At 50.4% G+C, this 18,647-nt stretch carries 19 protein-coding genes, 1 tRNA gene and 3 pseudogenes; 14 read left to right on the forward strand and 9 right to left on the reverse strand.

The window, feature by feature from the left end:
- Positions 1–436, forward strand: a pseudogene (locus JO226_RS18400) (AsmA family protein); the annotation flags it as partial.
- A gap of 21 nt (positions 437–457) precedes the next feature.
- Here the strand turns inward: JO226_RS18400 and yicI are convergent.
- Both yicI and JO226_RS18410 read right to left on the reverse strand, forming a co-directional pair.
- Positions 458–2,776 carry an alpha-xylosidase gene (gene yicI / locus JO226_RS18405; RefSeq protein ID WP_293641183.1) on the reverse strand — a complete coding sequence of 773 codons (2,319 nt, stop codon included), beginning with the start codon at positions 2,774–2,776 and terminating at the stop codon, positions 458–460.
- A gap of 12 nt (positions 2,777–2,788) precedes the next feature.
- The gene (locus JO226_RS18410; protein WP_293641186.1) at positions 2,789–4,183 is read right to left on the reverse strand and encodes a glycoside-pentoside-hexuronide family transporter; all 1,395 of its coding nucleotides are present in this window, start codon (positions 4,181–4,183) and stop codon (positions 2,789–2,791) included.
- 286 nt (positions 4,184–4,469) lie between these two features.
- On the opposite strand from JO226_RS18410, the gene JO226_RS18415 reads away from it, so the two are divergent.
- Positions 4,470–4,564: transfer RNA gene (locus tag JO226_RS18415), tRNA-Sec, on the forward strand.
- 7 nt (positions 4,565–4,571) lie between these two features.
- Here the strand turns inward: JO226_RS18415 and JO226_RS18420 are convergent.
- Both JO226_RS18420 and JO226_RS18425 read right to left on the reverse strand, forming a co-directional pair.
- Entirely contained in the window at positions 4,572–5,783 is a 1,212-nt protein-coding gene (locus JO226_RS18420) for a DUF3644 domain-containing protein (RefSeq protein ID WP_293641189.1), read from the reverse strand.
- Between the two features lie 64 nt (positions 5,784–5,847).
- Positions 5,848–6,039 (reverse strand): toxin-antitoxin system HicB family antitoxin, encoded by a 192-nt coding sequence (locus JO226_RS18425; RefSeq protein WP_063614481.1) that lies wholly within the window; start codon positions 6,037–6,039, stop codon positions 5,848–5,850.
- A gap of 125 nt (positions 6,040–6,164) precedes the next feature.
- Here JO226_RS18425 and JO226_RS18430 point away from each other — a divergent pair, with 125 nt between their 5' ends.
- The 8 genes from JO226_RS18430 to JO226_RS18465 all read left to right on the forward strand — a co-directional run bounded on the left by JO226_RS18430 (position 6,165) and on the right by JO226_RS18465 (position 11,013).
- On the forward strand, positions 6,165–6,455 hold the full coding sequence (locus JO226_RS18430; RefSeq protein WP_293641195.1) for a SymE family type I addiction module toxin: 291 nt from the start codon (positions 6,165–6,167) through the stop codon (positions 6,453–6,455).
- 243 nt (positions 6,456–6,698) lie between these two features.
- On the forward strand, positions 6,699–7,649 hold the full coding sequence (locus tag JO226_RS18435; protein ID WP_293641197.1) for an MBL fold metallo-hydrolase: 951 nt from the start codon (positions 6,699–6,701) through the stop codon (positions 7,647–7,649).
- A 3-nt stretch (positions 7,650–7,652) separates the two neighbouring features.
- Positions 7,653–7,973, forward strand: a complete 321-nt coding sequence (locus JO226_RS18440) for a hypothetical protein (protein ID WP_293641199.1) — start codon at positions 7,653–7,655, stop codon at positions 7,971–7,973.
- Complete coding sequence (locus JO226_RS18445; RefSeq protein ID WP_293641201.1) at positions 7,946–8,776, forward strand: DUF692 domain-containing protein; 831 nt, start codon at positions 7,946–7,948, stop codon at positions 8,774–8,776. The genes JO226_RS18440 and JO226_RS18445 overlap by 28 nt, the downstream gene beginning before the upstream one ends.
- 12 nt (positions 8,777–8,788) lie before the next feature.
- Entirely contained in the window at positions 8,789–9,526 is a 738-nt protein-coding gene (locus tag JO226_RS18450; protein ID WP_293641203.1) for a putative DNA-binding domain-containing protein, read from the forward strand.
- Between the two features lie 4 nt (positions 9,527–9,530).
- On the forward strand, positions 9,531–10,127 hold the full coding sequence (locus tag JO226_RS18455; protein WP_293641205.1) for a DoxX family protein: 597 nt from the start codon (positions 9,531–9,533) through the stop codon (positions 10,125–10,127).
- A 280-nt stretch (positions 10,128–10,407) separates the two neighbouring features.
- Positions 10,408–10,635, forward strand: coding sequence for a hypothetical protein (locus tag JO226_RS18460; protein WP_293641207.1), 228 nt, complete (start codon positions 10,408–10,410; stop codon positions 10,633–10,635).
- Positions 10,636–10,785: 150 nt separating this feature from the next.
- Positions 10,786–11,013: a hypothetical protein gene (locus JO226_RS18465; protein ID WP_293641210.1), complete on the forward strand. Its 228-nt coding sequence runs from the start codon at positions 10,786–10,788 to the stop codon at positions 11,011–11,013.
- Positions 11,014–11,069: 56 nt separating this feature from the next.
- Here JO226_RS18465 and JO226_RS18470 read toward each other — a convergent pair whose 3' ends face one another.
- The gene (locus JO226_RS18470; protein WP_293641213.1) at positions 11,070–11,993 is read right to left on the reverse strand and encodes a cation diffusion facilitator family transporter; all 924 of its coding nucleotides are present in this window, start codon (positions 11,991–11,993) and stop codon (positions 11,070–11,072) included.
- Positions 11,994–12,371: 378 nt separating this feature from the next.
- Here JO226_RS18470 and cybB point away from each other — a divergent pair, with 378 nt between their 5' ends.
- Both cybB and JO226_RS18480 read left to right on the forward strand, forming a co-directional pair.
- The gene (gene cybB / locus JO226_RS18475) at positions 12,372–12,914 is read left to right on the forward strand and encodes a cytochrome b561 (RefSeq protein ID WP_293641215.1); all 543 of its coding nucleotides are present in this window, start codon (positions 12,372–12,374) and stop codon (positions 12,912–12,914) included.
- A 6-nt stretch (positions 12,915–12,920) separates the two neighbouring features.
- Positions 12,921–13,031, forward strand: a pseudogene (locus tag JO226_RS18480) (AAA family ATPase); the annotation flags it as partial.
- 6 nt (positions 13,032–13,037) lie between these two features.
- On the opposite strand, the gene JO226_RS18485 reads toward JO226_RS18480, so the two are convergent.
- The 3 genes from JO226_RS18485 to JO226_RS23360 are packed head-to-tail and all read right to left on the reverse strand — an operon-like array spanning position 13,038 to position 17,007.
- Positions 13,038–15,206 (reverse strand): peptidase domain-containing ABC transporter, encoded by a 2,169-nt coding sequence (locus JO226_RS18485; RefSeq protein WP_293641217.1) that lies wholly within the window; start codon positions 15,204–15,206, stop codon positions 13,038–13,040.
- On the reverse strand, positions 15,206–16,459 hold the full coding sequence (locus JO226_RS18490; RefSeq protein ID WP_293641220.1) for an HlyD family secretion protein: 1,254 nt from the start codon (positions 16,457–16,459) through the stop codon (positions 15,206–15,208). The genes JO226_RS18485 and JO226_RS18490 overlap by 1 nt, the downstream gene beginning before the upstream one ends.
- Positions 16,459–17,007, reverse strand: coding sequence for a lysostaphin resistance A-like protein (locus JO226_RS23360; protein ID WP_367273565.1), 549 nt, complete (start codon positions 17,005–17,007; stop codon positions 16,459–16,461). The genes JO226_RS18490 and JO226_RS23360 overlap by 1 nt, the downstream gene beginning before the upstream one ends.
- Between JO226_RS23360 and JO226_RS18495 the strand changes: the two genes are divergently transcribed.
- Positions 16,925–17,155: a hypothetical protein gene (locus JO226_RS18495; protein ID WP_293641222.1), complete on the forward strand. Its 231-nt coding sequence runs from the start codon at positions 16,925–16,927 to the stop codon at positions 17,153–17,155. The genes JO226_RS23360 and JO226_RS18495 overlap by 83 nt on opposite strands.
- 349 nt (positions 17,156–17,504) lie before the next feature.
- Here JO226_RS18495 and JO226_RS18500 read toward each other — a convergent pair whose 3' ends face one another.
- Positions 17,505–17,852, reverse strand: coding sequence for a hypothetical protein (locus JO226_RS18500; protein WP_293641224.1), 348 nt, complete (start codon positions 17,850–17,852; stop codon positions 17,505–17,507).
- Between the two features lie 325 nt (positions 17,853–18,177).
- On the opposite strand from JO226_RS18500, the pseudogene JO226_RS18505 reads away from it, so the two are divergent.
- Positions 18,178–18,647, forward strand: a pseudogene (locus tag JO226_RS18505) (hypothetical protein); the annotation flags it as partial.

Consider the following 18,647-nt stretch of genomic DNA (forward strand, 5'->3'; position numbering starts at 1 on the left):
GCTGAACGGCGCGGCAGCCACCTTTAACCGCGTGGACGTCCGCCGCCCGTCATTGAAACTGACGGCGAACCCCAACACCGTCAGCATCAGCGAGCTGAGCGCCTTTACCGAAAAGGGCATTCTGGAAGCCGCAGCGGCGGTGTCCCAACAGCCGCAGCGCCAGATAGCGATAAACCTGAACGGCCGCGGCGTACCGCTCAATATCCTTGAGCAGTGGGGATGGCCCGCGCTACCGGTGATGGGCGACGGTAATTTCCAGCTGTCCGCCAGCGGCAACGTGCAGGCGGACGCGCCGTTGAAGCCCACGGTGAGCGGCAAACTGCATGCGGTAAATATGGATAAACAGGAAGTGACGCAGACAATGGCGGGCGGAGTGGTATCGACGGCGCCATCGCCTGCGACAGCGCCGTCTGTTCCATCCTCGCCTCAGCCCTGAGAGAGAGAGTAAGCCAGAGGGTCAGAGGTGAATCACCACCTCATTTCCCTCGGCTGTCACCACCACGCCCCACTCGCTCCCCGCCTGTGAGCCGCCGGTCACGCTGCTGACCTGCGGCACGTTACGCAAGCAGACCGACCAGTTTCGCGCCTCGCCCTCGCCGTGAATGCATACAGTATCGCCCGTGCGCGTGGCCCTGAGGGTGAACACCACAGCCCCCTGCGCCCCAGGCACTTCACTGACCGCCGTTACGCCATCGCTCAGGTTAAACAGCTGGAAAGCCGTACCGTCGTTCCACGCGTAGTCCGGTTTTTGACGGTTATTGCCCAGCGCCAGCAGCGTGTTGTCGCGCACGTACACCGGCAGGCTCATGACGTCATGCCGCTGTTTCAGCCAACGGCTACCCTGCTGCTCGTCGTTGCGCCACAGGTGCGTCCAGCGGCCTTCCGGCAGGTAAAACTGCACGTCGCCCGCTTCAGAGAACACTGGCGCGACCAGCACCGCGTCGCCGAGCATGTACTGACGGTCGAGGTAGTCGCACGTCGGGTCGTCCGGGAACTCCAGCATCATCGCCCGTAGCATTGGCGTGCCGCAGGTATTCGCCAGCACCGCCTGGCGGTACAGGTACGGCATCATCCGGCATTTCAGTTCGGTGAAATGCCGCACCACATCGCAGGATTCTTCATCGTACGCCCACGGCACGCGGTAGGATTTACTGCCGTGCAAGCGGCTGTGGCTCGACAGCAACCCGAAGGCGCACCAGCGTTTGTACACATGCGCGGGAGCGGTGTTTTCGAAACCGCCGATATCGTGGCTCCAGAAACCAAAACCCGACAACCCAATCGACAACCCGCCGCGCAGACTTTCCGCCATGGATTCGTAGTTGGCGTAGCAGTCGCCGCCCCAGTGTACCGGGAACTGCTGCGCGCCAACGGAAGCCGAGCGGGCAAACAGCACCGCCTCCTGCTCTCCCACGGTCTCTTTCAGCACGTTCCACACCAGTTCGTTGTAGATGTACGCATAGTGGTTGTGCATTTTCTGCGGATCGGCGCCGTCGAACCACTGCACATCGGTCGGGATGCGCTCGCCGAAATCGGTCTTAAAGCAGTCAACACCGATCTCCACCAGACCTTTCAGCTTGCTGGCATACCACGCGCAGGCGTCCGGGTTGGTAAAATCGTAGATCGCCAGGCCCGGCTGCCATTTATCCCACTGCCACAGGGAACCATCCGGGCGTTTAAGCAGGTAGCCTTTGTCTTTAAGTTCTTTGAATACCGGCGATTTTTGGCCGATATAGGGGTTTATCCACACGCAGATTTTCAACCCTTTGGCCTTCAGCCGTTTGATCATGCCCGCCGGGTCCGGGAAGGTCACCGGGTCCCACTCGAAATCGCACCACTGGAAGGCCTTCATCCAGAAACAGTCGAAATGGAACACGTGCAGCGGCAGGTCGCGTTCGGCCATGCCGTCGATAAAGCGATTCACCGTCGCTTCGTCGTAGTTGGTGGTAAACGAGGTGGTGAGCCACAACCCGAAGGACCACGCTGGCGGCAGCGCCGGGCGGCCGGTAAAGCGCGTGTAGCGGTCAAGCACCGCTTTCGGCGTCGGGCCGTCGATCACGAAATATTCCAGATATTCGCCCTCGACGCTGAACTGCACTTTGGAGACCTTCTCCGAGCCGATTTCAAACGACACGTTTTCCGGGTGGTTCACCAGCACGCCGTAGCCGCGGTTGGTGAGGTAAAACGGGATATTTTTGTAGGACTGCTCGGTACTGGTGCCGCCGTCGCGGTTCCAGGTCTCCACCGTCTGGCCGTTACGCACCAGCGCGGTAAAGCGCTCGCCCAGGCCGTACACCGTTTCCCCAACGCCGAGATCAAGGCGCTCAAACATAAAGTTGCGCGCGCTGTTCGCATCCTGTACGTAGCCGTTGTTTTTTACCTGGCTGCCGGTAATGCGCACGCCATCGCGCAGAATATCGAGCGCCCAGCTTTCGCCTTTGCTGACCCGCACGCTTAAGCTCCCGCTTTTTAACTCGGCGAAGTCTTCCGTGTTTTGCATCTCGACAGGCACGTGCTGCTGCACATTGAGCGGGTAGCGCGGACCGTTATCAACACCGCCCAGGAAGTGCTCAATGCGTACGCCGACGATGCCCTCCTGCGGCGAGAAAAAGCGCAGCGTAAACAGCGGGGTATCCAACTGCCAGGCGCGCTCGCGCACATCACGCGGTGCGGCATGGACCACCATCTCGTTACCCTGCTGCTCGACGTCGAACACCTGAATCGGGTGGATAAGGTTCAGACCTGGCTGAACGAGCCAGTTTCCGTCACTGATTTTCATCTGTTGCTCCTTTTAGTCCGTGAATACTTTGCTGACCGGCGCCTGCTCAAATGCCTGCGGGTTGCGGCGCGCGCCCTGAGACAGGTCCGCCATGATTTTTTTCAGGTACGGGGTTTTCAGGGTGTAATAGCGTTTAGCGATGATGGCGCTGAGCAGGTAGCAGACGGCAGGTACAAGGGTAAACAGGGCGATGATAATGCTCAGCGTCGTGTCGTTTTGCACACTCGCCGCGGCGCTGTAGCCCCCGGCCGCCAGCAGCCAGCCGATCAGCGCGCCGCCGAGCGCCAGCCCGAGTTTGAGCACAAACAGGGTGCCGGCAAAGCTGATGCCGGTCAGGCGTTTGCCGTTGCGCCATTCGCCGTAGTCGACGGTGTCGGACATCATCACCCACTGGATGGGCGTCACCAGCTGGTGCAGCACGCCAATGGCGAAGATAAAGCTGAACATCAGGACGCTGGCGTGCATCGGCACGAAGAACATCGCCGCACTGAGCACGGTGAGCGCGGCGTTGGTCCACCAGAAGACGCTGACTTTGCATTTCCAGTCGGTGAGCGGCTTCGCCAGCGCGGAGCCAATCAGGTTGCCGACGCAATAGGTGGTGAGGAAGGCGGTGAACAGCCCGGCGGAGCCCATTATCCAGGTAGCGTAGTACATCATCGCACCACCGCGCACGCACACTGCGAGGATGTTGAGGATGGTCAACACGCCGACGATGCGCCACTGGTCGTTCTGCCAGATATCGCGCAGATCTTCGCGCATCGCTGTGGTGCTTGGCGGTACCTGAATACGCTCTTTGGTGGTGAAGAAGCAAAAGGCGAGCATCAGGAACGCCACCACCGACAGCACGGCAATCCCGCCCTGGAAGCCGAAGGCTTTATCCTCGCCGCCGATGAGATTCACCAGCGGCATCATCAGCACCGTAGACAGCATGCCGCCCGCGGTCGCCAGCACGAAGCGCCAGGACTGCAGGGAGATGCGTTGGGTCGGGTCGTTGGTAATGACGCCGCCAAGCGCGCAGTAGGGAATGTTCACCACGGTGTAGAGCAGGGTCAGCAGCGTGTAAGTGACCGCCGCGTAAATCAGCTTGCCGTTATGGCTGAGGTCCGGCGAGCTGTAGGCCAGCACGCACACCACGCCAAACGGCAGGGCGCCAAAGATTATCCACGGGCGGAACTTGCCCCAGCGGCTGCGGGTGCGGTCGGCGAGCAGGCCCATGCACGGGTCGGATATCGCATCCAGCGCGCGCGCCAGCAGGAACATGGTGCCGACAAACCCGGCGGGAATACCAAAAATATCGGTATAGAAAAACATCATATACAGCATGACGTTATCGAAGATGATGTGGCTGGCAGCGTCCCCCATGCCGTAACCGATCTTCTCCTTCACAGACAGAATTTCACTTTTCATCGTTCGTTATCCTTAAGCGCGCCAGGCGCAGAAACCGGTTACATCGTTTTAAACCAAGGTTTCAAACGAAGAAATTCCGATTTCTGGTTAGCGAATTACGATTCTTGTTTTCTGTGATCGCGGTGGGAGGAAATCCGGGGGAAAGGTAACTCTATGATTTTACGAGAGTCTGTTGTTACATCTGGAAATACTGTTTCCGGGACCGTGAAATTTTTACACTTGGGTATGTGGTAAATGCCTGAAAGTAGCTATAATGCGCCCCGCCTCCATGTAGCAATGCAGGCGCGGAAGATCGTCGTCTCCGGTGAGGCGGCTGGACTTCAAATCCAGTTGGGGCCGCCAGCGGTCCCGGGCAGGTTCAACTCCTGTGATCTTCCGCCAAGTTTGATTATTTTTTCCTGAACACTTTCTTGTAGTATAAAATAGATTCATCTAACCACTTCGGCTGCTCCATATTCTTAACTATCCATTGTATAAATTTCTCTGAGTAGCGATGTCGATTATCAATTACAAAATGCATTTCGGAACGCTTCGCTTTCTTTATATTATGCTTATGGGTTATAGCACTGAATGAAAATGTTGTTATTTTTACATTCTTCTGCAACTCATTGATTCTCTCAATTGCTGATCCTTGATAATAAGGATGAGTTATATCTGGATCTCGTGTTTCTCTTATGATTATTGCATTACTACCCTTTTCGCCTAATCCCAAAGAGAGATCACTATCTTTTTCAGATTTTGTCAAAGTCAGTCTATAATCAACAGAAATACTGAATGAGTTAGAATTTTGTTCTTTAGCCGTATTATAGAATCGAGTCAGAAACTCCTTTGCAACATTAGCAGTCATCTCACCGTAATTTTCTTTTATTGCTGATATATCGCTATTAGGTCCATCCACGACAAGACTTAACATTCCAACACTTTGTCCAGCCAACGGAGACATGCCCGTTTCGCTTAAATATCTCTGTTGATAATTCAAAACGTTTGCCTGAAAAAGACGCGATAACTCTGGTTGCAATTCTGGTAGAAGTAGATGTATCGCTCCATCCCTAAGCTCAATTAACGTATCCAGATTTTTTTTAACCGGATCGTTTTGCTGTAAACGCTTATTGATAGCTTCAGAAATACTAATAGAATATCCATTCTTATTAAAAACAGAATTCATCCCTACATATTTAATGAGTTCTGCTTTCAACAACAACTCCCAAGCATTCACTGATAAAATACAGAATGCTTCAACGCGATTATCTAAACTTGGTCTATTATAGACTTCCAAAGACAGTATAAATGCATCTAAACTTCTTTTCAGTAGCGATCTATATATTTTTACATCTGGTGTAAATTTTTTAGCTTTCAATGATTGAGACATTAACAGTATAAAGTCATCATTAGATATTTTTTGAACTCCTTCACACTGCCAAACTTTCCCATCAGTACTATATACATATTTGCCATTCAGCTTTTCATTTATATATTTTCTTATACTATTTTCTGTGTATCCCGTTTCATTTGCTAGATCTAATGGTGTAAACTTAATTCTATTTAATTCATTTCGTCTAAGTGCTTCTAACAATTTAAGTTGATTTGCCGTGCGTGTCATAAAACATCCTTTTAATTCGCTATTTAAATTGTTTACAGCTTATTAAATTTATGAAAGCAATAACTCACCCTTTTGGTTCAAAACCTTTTTTTCTCAGAGCTTCTCTCGCCAACTCCTTCAACCAACTAGCAAGACTCACCCCTTCCTCTGCCGCAACAGCATCCAGTTGCTCCTTCAATGCCGGATCAATACGCATTTTGAACTGCGGTGACTGACCGCCGCCTTTTGGTTTTTTTTCGCGCGATATGATTGACATGAGGCCACCTATCCATCTACTCTGACACACATAGGAGGCCACCTAAACCTCCTGTACTGGCAACGCTCCGATGTGCAGCAACACGAGCGGAGCGTCTAACCTCACCAACTATCAAGGAGTTGATTATGGCTGATCCGCATTCTACCCCAGACGCCGACGAAACCGGAACCGAGCGCTCGCTAATTGTGGGGTATCGCCCGAAAGTTCGCGACCGAACCACGCCCAATATTATCCTTTCAGGCAAATGGCTGCGCGCTGCGGGCTTTGATATCGGGCATCAGCTAACCGTCAAAGTGATGAAAGGGTGCATCGTTCTGGTGGCGTACAGCGAGCAAGAACAGAAGCTGCTGGACGATTTCAAACACGCGCAGGCGAAGCTAATACGAATTGAGAACACGCTGGCAGGCGCGCAATAAACGCCTGACCGGAGCGTCAGAATAACGCCGGATGGCGCGTTGCTTATCCGGCCTACAACACCACTGATCAATCGTATTGTTTACTGCGCCCCTCTCTCATTGCCCCTTTTACCTGTAAAAGTGGTAGAAGTTACATAAATTATCCGTTTTGTTGTGTTATTTCGATGTTGTAATGTTTTTTCCTTAATGTTAACGCCGCAGGGCAGAAGCGCCCTCGCTTTAATTTTCAGGAAAATCATTCTTATGAAAATGCGTTTCAATAAGGTAGTTCTGCTGTCATTTTCACTGGTTTTTTCTGCCAGTGCGCTGGCTGATGGTCTTCAGTGCAAAAATAAAGATTTCACCCTGCAAACCCTCGGTACAGGTGGGCCTATCACCGATGACCAGCGAGCCTCCTCCGGAGAAGTCATCTGGCTGAATGGCAAATCCGCCATTCTGATTGATGCGGGCGGCGGAATTTTCCTGCGCTTTGGTCAGTCAGGCGCCCGGCTGGAAAATCTCAAACTCATCGGTATTACTCACTTCCACACCGACCATGTTTCCGACCTGGCCGCGATCCTTAAAGGCGGTTATTTTCTGCAGAAAAAAGAGGTGATTGACCTGGCAGGGCCGACAGGCGGTGGCGCATTCCCGTCCATGACGCAATATTTCCATGACCTGTTTAAAAAAGAAGGCGGTGCATATTCCTATCTGAATGGTCTGTATAACGCCACCGATGGATTGCAGCTGGAAAGTCACGTTAAGGATATTGACTACACCGCCAAAGAACCGCAGTTGGTTTATCAGGATACAGAAACGAAAGTCACTGCATTAGGTATCCCACACGGTGATGTTCCTTGCCTTGCATTCCGTATCGAAACCGCTAAGGGCACGATGGTGATCTCCGCAGACCAAAATGGCAGCAATAACGCCTTTGTCAATTTTGCTAAAGGTGCCGATATTCTGGTAATGCCATTGGCGATTGATGAAGAAGCCGATACCGCATCGAAATTCATTCACGCCGACCCGGACGTGGTGGGTAAGGTTGCTGCTGAAATCAATCCGAAGGTGCTGGTGTTAAACCACTTCATGGGCAAAGGTCTGCGCCTGAAAGATCAATCCGTCGATATCGTTAAGCAATACTACCACGGGAAAGTTTATTCCAGTCGTGACCTCTCTTGTTTCCCGATTTCATTAGCCAATGAGAAGGAATAATCAGTGAAAAACAAAATTGTCTTGTCAATCACGGTGGGCTCAATGCTAATCGCAGGGATTGTTGCGCCGGTTTCTGCTGAGGATGCCTCTCACGAAACGAGCAACCCCGTAAATAAAGCCCCAACCAGCAGCGGTAAATGCGCCAGTGGTAAATGCGGTACGGAAAAGATATACGGCCAGGCCAGTCTGAATCATGACCCACAATACCAGCTGGTGCGCGCCCGCGATGGAAAATGTGGCCTGACCGGTGAAGGTATCAATCAACAGGCATCCCTTCAACAGATAGAGGACGGGAAATGCACCAGTGGCGTATGCGGGAAATAGCCCAGGACAGTGCCGGTATCGGGTTGCGTAATGAACATATCCCGCAACTGTTACAGCAGCCAAAACGCCAGGATATAGATTTTCTCGAACTGGCTCCCGATAACTGGATGAATACAGGCGGCGCCAAAAAGGAATATTTAGCGGAGATAAGAAAAAAATATCTGTTAATTTCCCACAGCCTGAGCCTGTCAATCGGTGATATGTGTCCGTTAAACGAAACGTACATTAACGACGTACGTCGTTTTCTGGATGAATACAGCATCGATATTTACAGCGATCATCTCTGTTTTTCCCGGGACCTGCAGGGGTATCTCTACGATTTACTGCCAGTCCCGAGGTTTGCCGAGGCGCTGACCTATCTGACGCAGCGTATCGACAGAGTCCAGAACCTGCTGGGCCGTCAGCTGGTTCTGGAAAATATATCCTCTTATCACCGCTACACGGGTGAGATGCCGGAGGCGGAATTCTGGGGTGAGTTATTGCAGCGCAGCGGCTGCGGTATGGTACTGGATATTAATAATGTCTATGTGAATGCCTTTAATCATCATTTTGATGCGTTTGATTATATTCGCAGCATTCCTGGTCACTCGATTGTGTATTACCACATCGCCGGTCACCTGGAGGATCAAGTGTTCCGACTTGATACACACGGTATGCCAGTGCTGGAAGAGGTGATGAAGCTGGCAAAGCAGACGTTTTACCTGCACGGCGCCAGGCCGTTACTGCTGGAGCGTGATAACAACGTGCCGCCTCTGGATGACCTCTGTGAGGAACTGGCTGGCATCCGGGCATATATTGCGTAATAAGGAGGATATGTGAGTTTAGCACCTGGAGTCCCCGCGTCACTGGCTGCCGCACAGGTAGAATTTTCAGCCCAACTTCGCGCCAGCGGCACTGCTGATGAGTCCTGTTCCTGCGGCATGACGCTGTACCGCAAAATCATCAGAGAAAATATTAGCGACGTCTTGCAGACGGTTTTCCCGCTGTTTTGCGGCAAACGGGATAAGTCCGCTATTTTTCCACTGGTCGACAGGTTTGTTAATCAGCACCACGCCACTCAGCCTGAGTTTCATCAGATAGCGACGGAGCTGTTACTTTTCTTGCGTGAGAAAGAGCCGTTATCACCGTACGACCTGGCGTTGGTGGAATATGAATGGCTGACCTATGCGGTTGAAATTGACGATGGCGAGGTTCCTTTCCCACAGCCGATAAAACCACAAACCGATCGGTTAAATCATGTCGAAGTGATACCTAACCCGACGCTGAAGATAATCGCTTTACCCTTCCGGCTAAAAGAAGGAGAACCCTGTGATGAGGAGATACCGCTTCAGCATTATTACGCCATCTACCGTAAACACAATCATGACATTTATCAGAAAAGACTCCATCAGACCGATGCTCAGCTGTTATCGGAACTGAATAATCAGACCGTGGCGGTGAGTCTGGAGCAATTGCACAAGCACGTCGCACGCTGTTTTCCCGAATTATCTTTGCATTTATGGCTGGAAGCCAACAATAACGATGAACTGTTGTCACTAAAGTACAGGGGATAATATTATGCTGGCAAAATTGATCTCAGGTTACAAATTCGTTGTCTCCAGGGTAATGAAAGCGGATTTCATTGCGCTACTGCTTATTCGTCTCTATTTAATTCCTGTCATTTTCGCAGGCGCGCATTCTAAGGTGCTGGGTTTCAGTGGCACCGTTGCCTGGTTTGCACAATCCACCGCAGAAGGCGGCCTCGGCCTGCCGTTTCCCTGGCTATTCGCCTTTCTGGCCACGTCCACGGAAGTGCTGGGGCTTATCTGTATCACGCTGGGTTTATTTACCCGCATTATCGCCATCCCGATGATTGTCGTCATGAGCGTCGCCAGTCTGATGGTGCACTGGTCCCATGGCTGGCTGGCTATCGCCAGCAACAGTATGGAATCCAGCAAGCGTATGGTGGCTTTCCTGCAGTGGCTGATGGAAAATTTCCCCGGGCGTTACAATTACATCACCCAGTTTGGCGACCCGGTGATTTTGAATAATGGTATCGAATTTTCAGCCACCTATTTCATTATGTTGTTGGTTCTGTTGGTTTACGGCGGAGGACGATATGTCAGCGTGGACCACTGGCTAAAAAAAGTCACGCCAGCGTGGCGAAGTCAATAACGTTTAACCCGCCCAGAAAAACGCCGGATGGCGCTTTGCTTATCCGGCCTACACACGATCACCCGATAGCATAACCAACGGAAATCCCGAAGCATCAGCGCGGTAAATCGCCCTAATTCCACCCACTTATTAAATCTACTTAACTCGTTGTTATTTGATATAAATACATCTAATTATCCCGTTATGATCGCCATTAAAAATGTGACATGGATCACATTTTATAGCTCATCCCGTATAGTATGTTCCTTAGGCTATTCGCTGCAAAAAAGGAAAGTTGATAGTGGAACAATATGCCAACCTCAGCGGTCATTCCGGGGTAATGAGGTACGAAATTTCTGAAGACGCGATTGAAATCATTTTCAACGATCGCTCAACCTATCTGTATAACGCGGAAAAACCCGGTGCGGAGGCCGTTGCTGAAATGCAGCGACTTGCCCGTATTGGCATGGGGTTAGACACCTATATTCAACGGCATGTCAGATCCGATTATTTTAGAAAGATACGTTAACACGTGCTCAAGGCAGTTGTTCGGTAAAACCGAACAACTGCCAAAATCAGCGGTATCCCCAATCCAGTATCGCTACGCCGATCACAGCATTATTTCCGCTTCACGAGTATTTTTCTTATGCCGCGTAATACACATAAGGGAAACGCACCAATGGAAATATATGCAAACAAGAAGGGCACTTCTGGCGTAAAAGGTTATGAAATAGCGCAAGATTCAATCACGGTATACTTTAAAAATAGTTCGGTCTATTTATATAACGCCTCCCATCCGGGAAGTGCGACCGTCGCTGAGATGCAAAAACTCGCCCGCCGCGGTGAGGGGCTCAATGACTATATTAATCAACATGTAAAAGCGGATTGTTTTGTCTTAAAACGATAACGCCAAAAAGGAGGGTGCCGTCTCAGCCACCCTTCTTTATATAACACACATCACGATCAGCAAACGGGAACGCCTTCCCCCTGATACGGGTCGATGTGGGTCATCACATCCAGCACGCTGTTGCGCTTCATCACCGCCTCCCTGACTGCGACGGCGATATCATGCCCTTCGCGCACGGAGAGTTCACCGTTCACCTCGATATGCACATCCACTAAGATCATGTCGCCCATCTTGCGGGTCTTCATGTCGTGCAGTCCCGCCACGCCGGGAATGGCGAGGATGGTGGCTTTAATCTCTGCTTCTGCGTCGGCATCGGCCGAACGGTCCATCAGGTCGTGGAGCGCATCGGCGGCGAAGGCGTAGCCCATACGGGCGATGAGCACGCCGACCACCATGGCCGCCACCGGGTCGAGCCACGGGTAGCCGAGCAGGTTGCCGACGATCCCCACCGCCACCACCACCGACGACGCTGCATCCGAGCGCGCATGCCAGGCGTTAGCGATAAGCAGCGATGACTGAATACGCTTCGCCACCGCCAGCATGTAGCGGAACAGCAACTCTTTCGCCACCAGCGCAATCAGCGCCATCCACAGCGCCGCGATATGCACGTCGGGAATGGTCTGCGGATGCAGGAGTTTACCGCCCGCCGACCACACCATGCCCGCGCCGACGAAAAACAAAATAGCGCCAATAATTAACGAACCGCCGTTTTCATAACGACCGTGGCCATAATGATGATCGCTGTCGGACGGTTTACGGCTTTTTTTATTGGCGGTTAATACCACAAAATCAGCCGCTAAATCAGAAAGCGAATGAATACCATCGGCAATTAACCCCTGCGAGCTGGAAAAAAAGCCCATCATTATCTGAAAGAATGATAAAAAAACGTTTACCACCACGCTCACCAGCGTACTTTTTCGTGCCGCCAATGAACGATTATGATATTCGTTATCATTGTGCTTATTTCCGTTATTTTCCATAAAAGCTCTTAAGAAATTATTACTAAAAAACAATGGAGGCTAATATAATTCACTCATGTACATTTCGCTTTTATTTTTTCGATTTATTTATGATCAGTTTAATCATCAGGCGTATTTCTGTCGGCGTTAATGTCGGCTTAAGATTTTTCACCTATACCCTAAATAATTCGAGTTGCAGGACAAGGCACTCGTGCCTTGAACAGCGCTTGCGCTGGCCCCGAAGGGGCGAGGCCACAGGCCGAGTAACGCGGCGACGCAGCGAATCCCCAGGAGCTTACTCAAGTAAGTGACTGGGGTGAGCGAGGAAAGCCAACGCACATGCAACTTGAAGTATGACGGGTATATAACCTATAAAGAACAGGTGTCGAGGATACATTCATGAACAACACGTTTTCGCGCGGGCAAATCTGCTTTCACTGGCTGGTTTTTCTTCTGGTCGTCGTGACTTATGCCGCGATGGAGCTTAAGGGCTTCGCCGTCAAAGGCACCCCCTCCCGGGAAACGATGACGCTGATTCACTATACGGCAGGTCTGAGCGTGCTGGTGCTGATGGTGGGGCGTATCGCGCTTAAAATAACCCACCGCGACCCGGATATTATCCCGACGCCGCCACGCTGGCAGATAATGGCTTCCAAAGCTCTCCACGGTATTTTGTACCTGATGTTTCTCGCGTTGCCGGTACTGGGGGTGCTGTCGCTGTATTTCGGCCAGGTGGAGTGGTCCTTCTTTGGCTTTTCAATGCCTGTAGATGCTTCACCGCACCCGGATATTCAGCATAACCTGAAGGATATTCACGAGCTTATCGCCAATACCGGGTATTTTGTCGTCGGCCTGCACGCGGCGGCGGCCCTGTTCCACCACTATGTCATGCGCGATAACACCTTATTTCGCATGTTGCCGTGGCGTAAGCTGAGCAAATAACCTCTTATGACCGGACCTTCCCCGGAGCTGGCGTCGCTTATCGAAAAGCACACCCGGTTTACGCTCTACCAGCTGTCGATGGCGGAGGGAGAAACGCAGCTTTCGAGGCTGTCGTAAGTGGGTTTAGTACGCTAAGACTGGATTTTGCTGACGTTGCAATTCCGTAAAATATCCCTCGGCCAAATACAGAACCCGATCTGCAGATGCAATAGTTTCCGGGCGATGGGCAATCAGCACTACCGGAAGCCCCAGCTGACGTAGTGTCTGGCTTATCTTGATTTCACTCTCCACATCAAGATGGCTGGTCGCTTCATCCAGTAACAGAAATCCCGGTTTCTTGTACAGCGCCCTTGCCAGCAGAATGCGCTGCTTTTGCCCTCCGGAAAGCCCTCCACCTGTTTCACCGATCAGCGTCTGATACCCCATCGGCATTGCCATAATATCGCTATCAATGAGCGCCAGCCTGGCGCACTGGATCATGCGCTCATTATTGCGATCTTCACTAAAGAATATGATGTTATCTGCAACAGAGCCGCGGAAAAGGTGGTCTTCCTGCAGTACAGTGCCAATTCGCTGACGTACCTGATAATAATCCGGGTGCGCATGCGGTATGCCAAATGTCCTGATCGTTCCCTCATCGGGGAGATGAATACCCAGAATAAGTTTCACCAGCGTCGATTTACCGCATCCGGATTTACCGGTAATGGCAACCACTTCACCAGGATGCAGTGTCAGCGATACCCCGCTGATTATTGGTTTATTCCCCCCCTTGTGGCTGAAGATAATATGTTCAAGCGATAACGGGGGGTGAGCATCTTCAGCCAGAGCCCCCGGGAATGCGGTGGGCATGAACGGTGTGCTGTTATCTTCCCGTAAGGGCTGTTGCTGATGACCTTCTGTGGGCGCCAGCACAATATCGGCCAGACGCTCGTTATAGACATCGAGCATACGCCAGGAAAAAAACTTGTCGGTCAGGCTGCTGATACTGGATGAAAAACGCATCTGGTAGGACAGATAAGCAACCAGCATACCAACGGTGAAGGTGCCATTCAGTACCTCGCCAGCACCTTTCCACAAGATAACCGCCGATACCACACTACCAGTCAAGGTGTGTGCAATGTCATAACACATCAGCAGACGACTCTGCCGTAACTGCGTATTCCTGCGGGTGACGTTGAGATTCAGCCAGGCAGCTTCACGGTGCGCTATCACGCCGTTAATTCTCAGACTCATGATCCCGTTGAGGGTTTCAAGAAAATGCCCGGATTCCCTGGCGCCTGCATCCCAGGCATCTTCTGCAGACTGTCGCAGGGACGGGTACCACAGAGCCCGAAGCACACCGTAGATAAGAGCAGCCAGTATGGCTATCAGCGTCATTTCCGGGCTGTACAACAACATCATTCCGAGTGCGGTCACCACGAGCAGCACATCCAGAATACCTTCCAGCACCTGCGTGGTCAGCGCCTGTTGAATAGTATCCACGGCCTCAAAACGGGCATTAATACTTCCCTTACTACGTGCGTCAAACCAGGCCAACGGGAGACGCATCAGATGATGGAAAACCCGGGCTGTCCACTGCATATTAAAATTGACGGACAAAGTGATAGTGGCCCACTGGCGGGCCAGCGACAGCAGCATCTGGGTCAATGATAACAGCAGCAGTGCAATAATAATGACGGTCAACAGGCTTCGATCGGCGGCTACCAGAACTTCATCGATCACCAGTTGGTTGAGGAGAGGACTCCCCAGCGCCAGGAGCTCCAGTGCCAGAGCAAAAACAATAATGCGCGACATGGCTGGCAACAGGCCGGGAGTCTTACCTGTCAGCTGACGTAGACGGATTTTCTTCCTTTCATCCCGGGCGATGAAATCACCGGCTGGCGTCAGCTCCAGTGCGACACCGGTGAAGTGTTTTCCTGCATCCAGCAGGGAGAGTGTTACCTTCCCTCTGTCCGGGTCGTGGATAACCAGCCTGCGCCCGCGAACTTTATGGAGCACGACGAAATGATTCATGTTCCAGTGGAGAATGCATGGGAGAGAAAGGGATTTCAGGTCCTCAGGCTCCAGCCGGACTGCGCGGGAGGACAGGCGGATACCGGCTGCACACTCAATCAACTTCTGCAGAGTCATTCCCTGAGTGCTGATACTGAAACGTTCGCGCAGTGTGGGTAAGTCCGTCTGCAGACCATGCCAGCAGGCCATCATCGCCAGGCACGCCAGACCACATTCCGCAGACTCTGTCTGCCGGATAACGGGAAGCTGCTTTCTCCCTGTCCATTTCAGTGATTCCATTACAGTTTTCCTTTCAGACTCCAGAGTGGCTCAGTCAGCCACTCCCACAGATGGCGGGTATCCAGGCTGACATCACCCTCAAGGGTCATGCCGGGACGCAGGGGTTCTTTTTTGCCATACGCCAGGATAAAGGTATTTTCAGGCTCGACGATGACGCGGTAGTGACCTTCATTTTCCTGCCAGGTCACGGGAGATACTGAAAGTAAATCCGAAGGAGTCAGCGTTGTGCGGCTGATTTCGCGGATAGTTCCGTACTGAACACCAAATTTCTGGTAAGGGAAGGCGGAGAACCGGAGTGCTACACGCTGCCCCGGCTGAATGAAACCGGCATTCTGACTGGTGGCATAGAGCTCTACCTGCAGACGTGCATTATCGGGCACCAGTGTCATGACTGGCTCCAGCGCTCTGACGGACTGCCCCTGCCTGACAAGCACCGCCGCAACAGTACCGGATACCGGTGCGGTGAGGGTGAAATTTTCCTGTCCCGCCAGCTCATCCTGCTGTTGCCTGATCCCCTGCAACTGCCTGTCCAGTTCAGCCCTGCGGCTTTCTCCCTGGACGATGAGATGGTTAAGATCGTCTTCAGCGGTCTCCATTGCGGTATGCAACTGCAAAAGCCCCTGTCGCTGATCCTCGACGTTTTGCTGTGCCGTTGAAACATCGATTTGTTTCTGCTGGTATTCGATATCTGATACGTAATGCGTACCGGCCAGTTTCTTATAGCGGCCCATGACGGATGTGGTCAGCCCAACCTGACGTTCAGCAAGTAACAGACGTTGCTCTGCACTTTTCATTTGTGGCTGAAGAGAGGCAATTCTCTGCCGCACAGCCTCCTGTTGCTGCTGATTGTCGCGCGATTCCAGCGTTTGCTGGGAGGTCAGCATGGCATACTGTGTCCTGAGAGACAGACTCATGGCCGCCAACGTCCCCGCCCCCTGTCCGTTATAATGTTCACCGCTGATGTGGTAAAGAGATTCCCCGGAAGAGACGTGCTGACCTTCTGAAGCCGTAAGCCTGGTGACGTATCCGGTATATTGCGGGGTTATTTTTATTAATCCGGATGAGGGCATTACAATGCCAGAGAGATGTGCCTTACGGGTATAACTCCCATAATAAATAAACAATGCAATACTCAGGGACAAAACAATTGTTGCAACTGCGCTGAAGGACATGCCAAAAGATGACGGAATGATGATATCACCGTGTGTGGTGTCATTCTGGTGCTCTACAGATTCCTTTCTGAATATATCCATTATCTATAAAAACTCTGCGCATTTAATAAAACAACAAACGCATTCATTCCTGAGTGCAGGATAATTGGGTAGAAGAGACTTTTTGTCTTAATTCTGATGTAAATCAACATGGATGAAATGGTAAATAGTATCGCCTGATACAAAAATGAAAAATATTGGGTATGCATTAAGCAGAATGTCAATGAAGAAATGATACCAGGAAGTATAAGATTTTTATTATAGATTGAGCATACAAACCCAAATAAACATCCTCTGTAAAAAATCTCTTCATAAAATGGAATTATGAAAACCAAGCTTATCAATGTTAAAAAATCTAAATTAACTACCTGAGTTTGGAAGGTTCTTATATTGTATAAAAATACTGCAGTTTGAATGAGTGTTATAAGGATGAACAGAATAAGTGTTTTTTTTATGAATTCAGGATTACGTTCAGGGATAATCTTGTAATGGGGGAAATGGCGCAAGATGACCATGTATACAGAAACACCAAATGAAAACTCTATAAAAAACATTATCATCAATGATGTTTCAATGGATACATACTTCATGATAAACAATGGTATGGACGTAAACACCACTGACAAAACAAATGAGGTAGCTAAAAAAAACGAAATTTTTTTCTTATGGAGAAACGTAGTTTCAACTTCAGAATACATCATTCATCCCTATCAAGTAAAATCTCTAAATAAATATTGAAATTATTCGCAGAAAAAACATCAATACAAACAAAGTGGTAATAATTAAATGTTGCACCCCGATCAAAGAGTGCAACATTTTTTAATTAAAAGGTTCCGTTTTTGATTGGGACTTTGACATACGAAAAAAAATGACTTTCGCCCCCCAAAAAACTTTCACTAACAAATGTGGAATTAGCTTTCCACATGTATATATGATGCTAAAAATGGATAATGTTTTTACCAATTTTTGCATTAAGGTAATCGCCTCTATCTGATTTAGCATCACAACGGTATAGTAAGTAATTAATGCACCGAGAATAATACTCAGAGTTGTATGAAGGCATTTCCCTATACACATATATGCACCATTAATGAAATGGAGGGCCACTTTTGGAGTTAGAACTGGAATCAGGACGGCAACCAGCAATAATACCTGCAATAGATGAGACTGCGCCTGTTACGCTTCTGGACGCTGCCGCATTAGCCAGCCCTGCGGTTCCGCCAACCAAAGCCAGGCCGCAATTACTAGTCAGGTCATTGTACATGTTGGCACCCGTTATGCCGGCTGAAATGTTAGGCTGATAACCATTTGCCTGACCGCCGTAGTTGGTGCTGGCCGTACGACCAAAGTTACGGTCTGATGCATTTTGCCCATTAGCACTACCACCGCTAACTGATGCTATTTCATCAAAACTTAATTCTCTAATATCTGCCATAAAATCCCTCTTTTATTGTTTTTAGCAAAAAGTGCGGTATGACTATTGCACATACAAAATATGTATGAAAAGTGAGTTTTTGTAAACAAATGTAAATTCATTGCAGCAAACAACTTTAAACTTGAATATCTCGATATTCGTTGAACCTGTTCTTTAAATAAGTTAATCGCTCTGTAAAGAGCCCAAAACCATCTTAACTTACATACAAAATCTCCCCCTCCTAAGTCCCCCCTAAGTTTCCCCAGGTAAATTCAACCCACACAACGACGCGTCCCGCGTGACGCACACTGAATTTACTGGCACAACGACGCCTGAGGCAGGAAACATGCTATCGACAGTAAAAACGCCATCGACCTTTTCACTGAACAAGGTGCCTGAAGTTACGCTCCTGTTCTGGCTCATCAAAATGATGTCCACCACCGTAGGCGAAACCGCCGCCGACTTCCTGAACATGAATATGGGTTGGGGACTCACCAATACATCGCTGTTTACCGGGCTGCTGTTCGTGGTGGTCCTGTTCTTCCAGATGCGCTCCGATCGCTATATTCCGGTGCTGTACTGGTCAACGGTGCTGCTCATCAGCGTTTTCGGCACCCTGGTCACTGACAACCTGACAGACCATTTCGGCGTGCCGCTGGCGCTCTCCACCGGCGTCTTCGCGGTGATGTTGTTAGTCGTTTTCGGCGTCTGGTATGCGAAAGAGAGGACGTTATCGATCCACAGTATCATCACCCTGAAACGTGAAGCGTTTTACTGGACCGCGATTCTTATCACCTTCTCGCTGGGTACGGCGGC

Source organism: Pluralibacter sp., from assembly GCF_019237635.1.
Taxonomy (GTDB): Bacteria; Pseudomonadota; Gammaproteobacteria; order Enterobacterales; family Enterobacteriaceae; genus Enterobacter_B.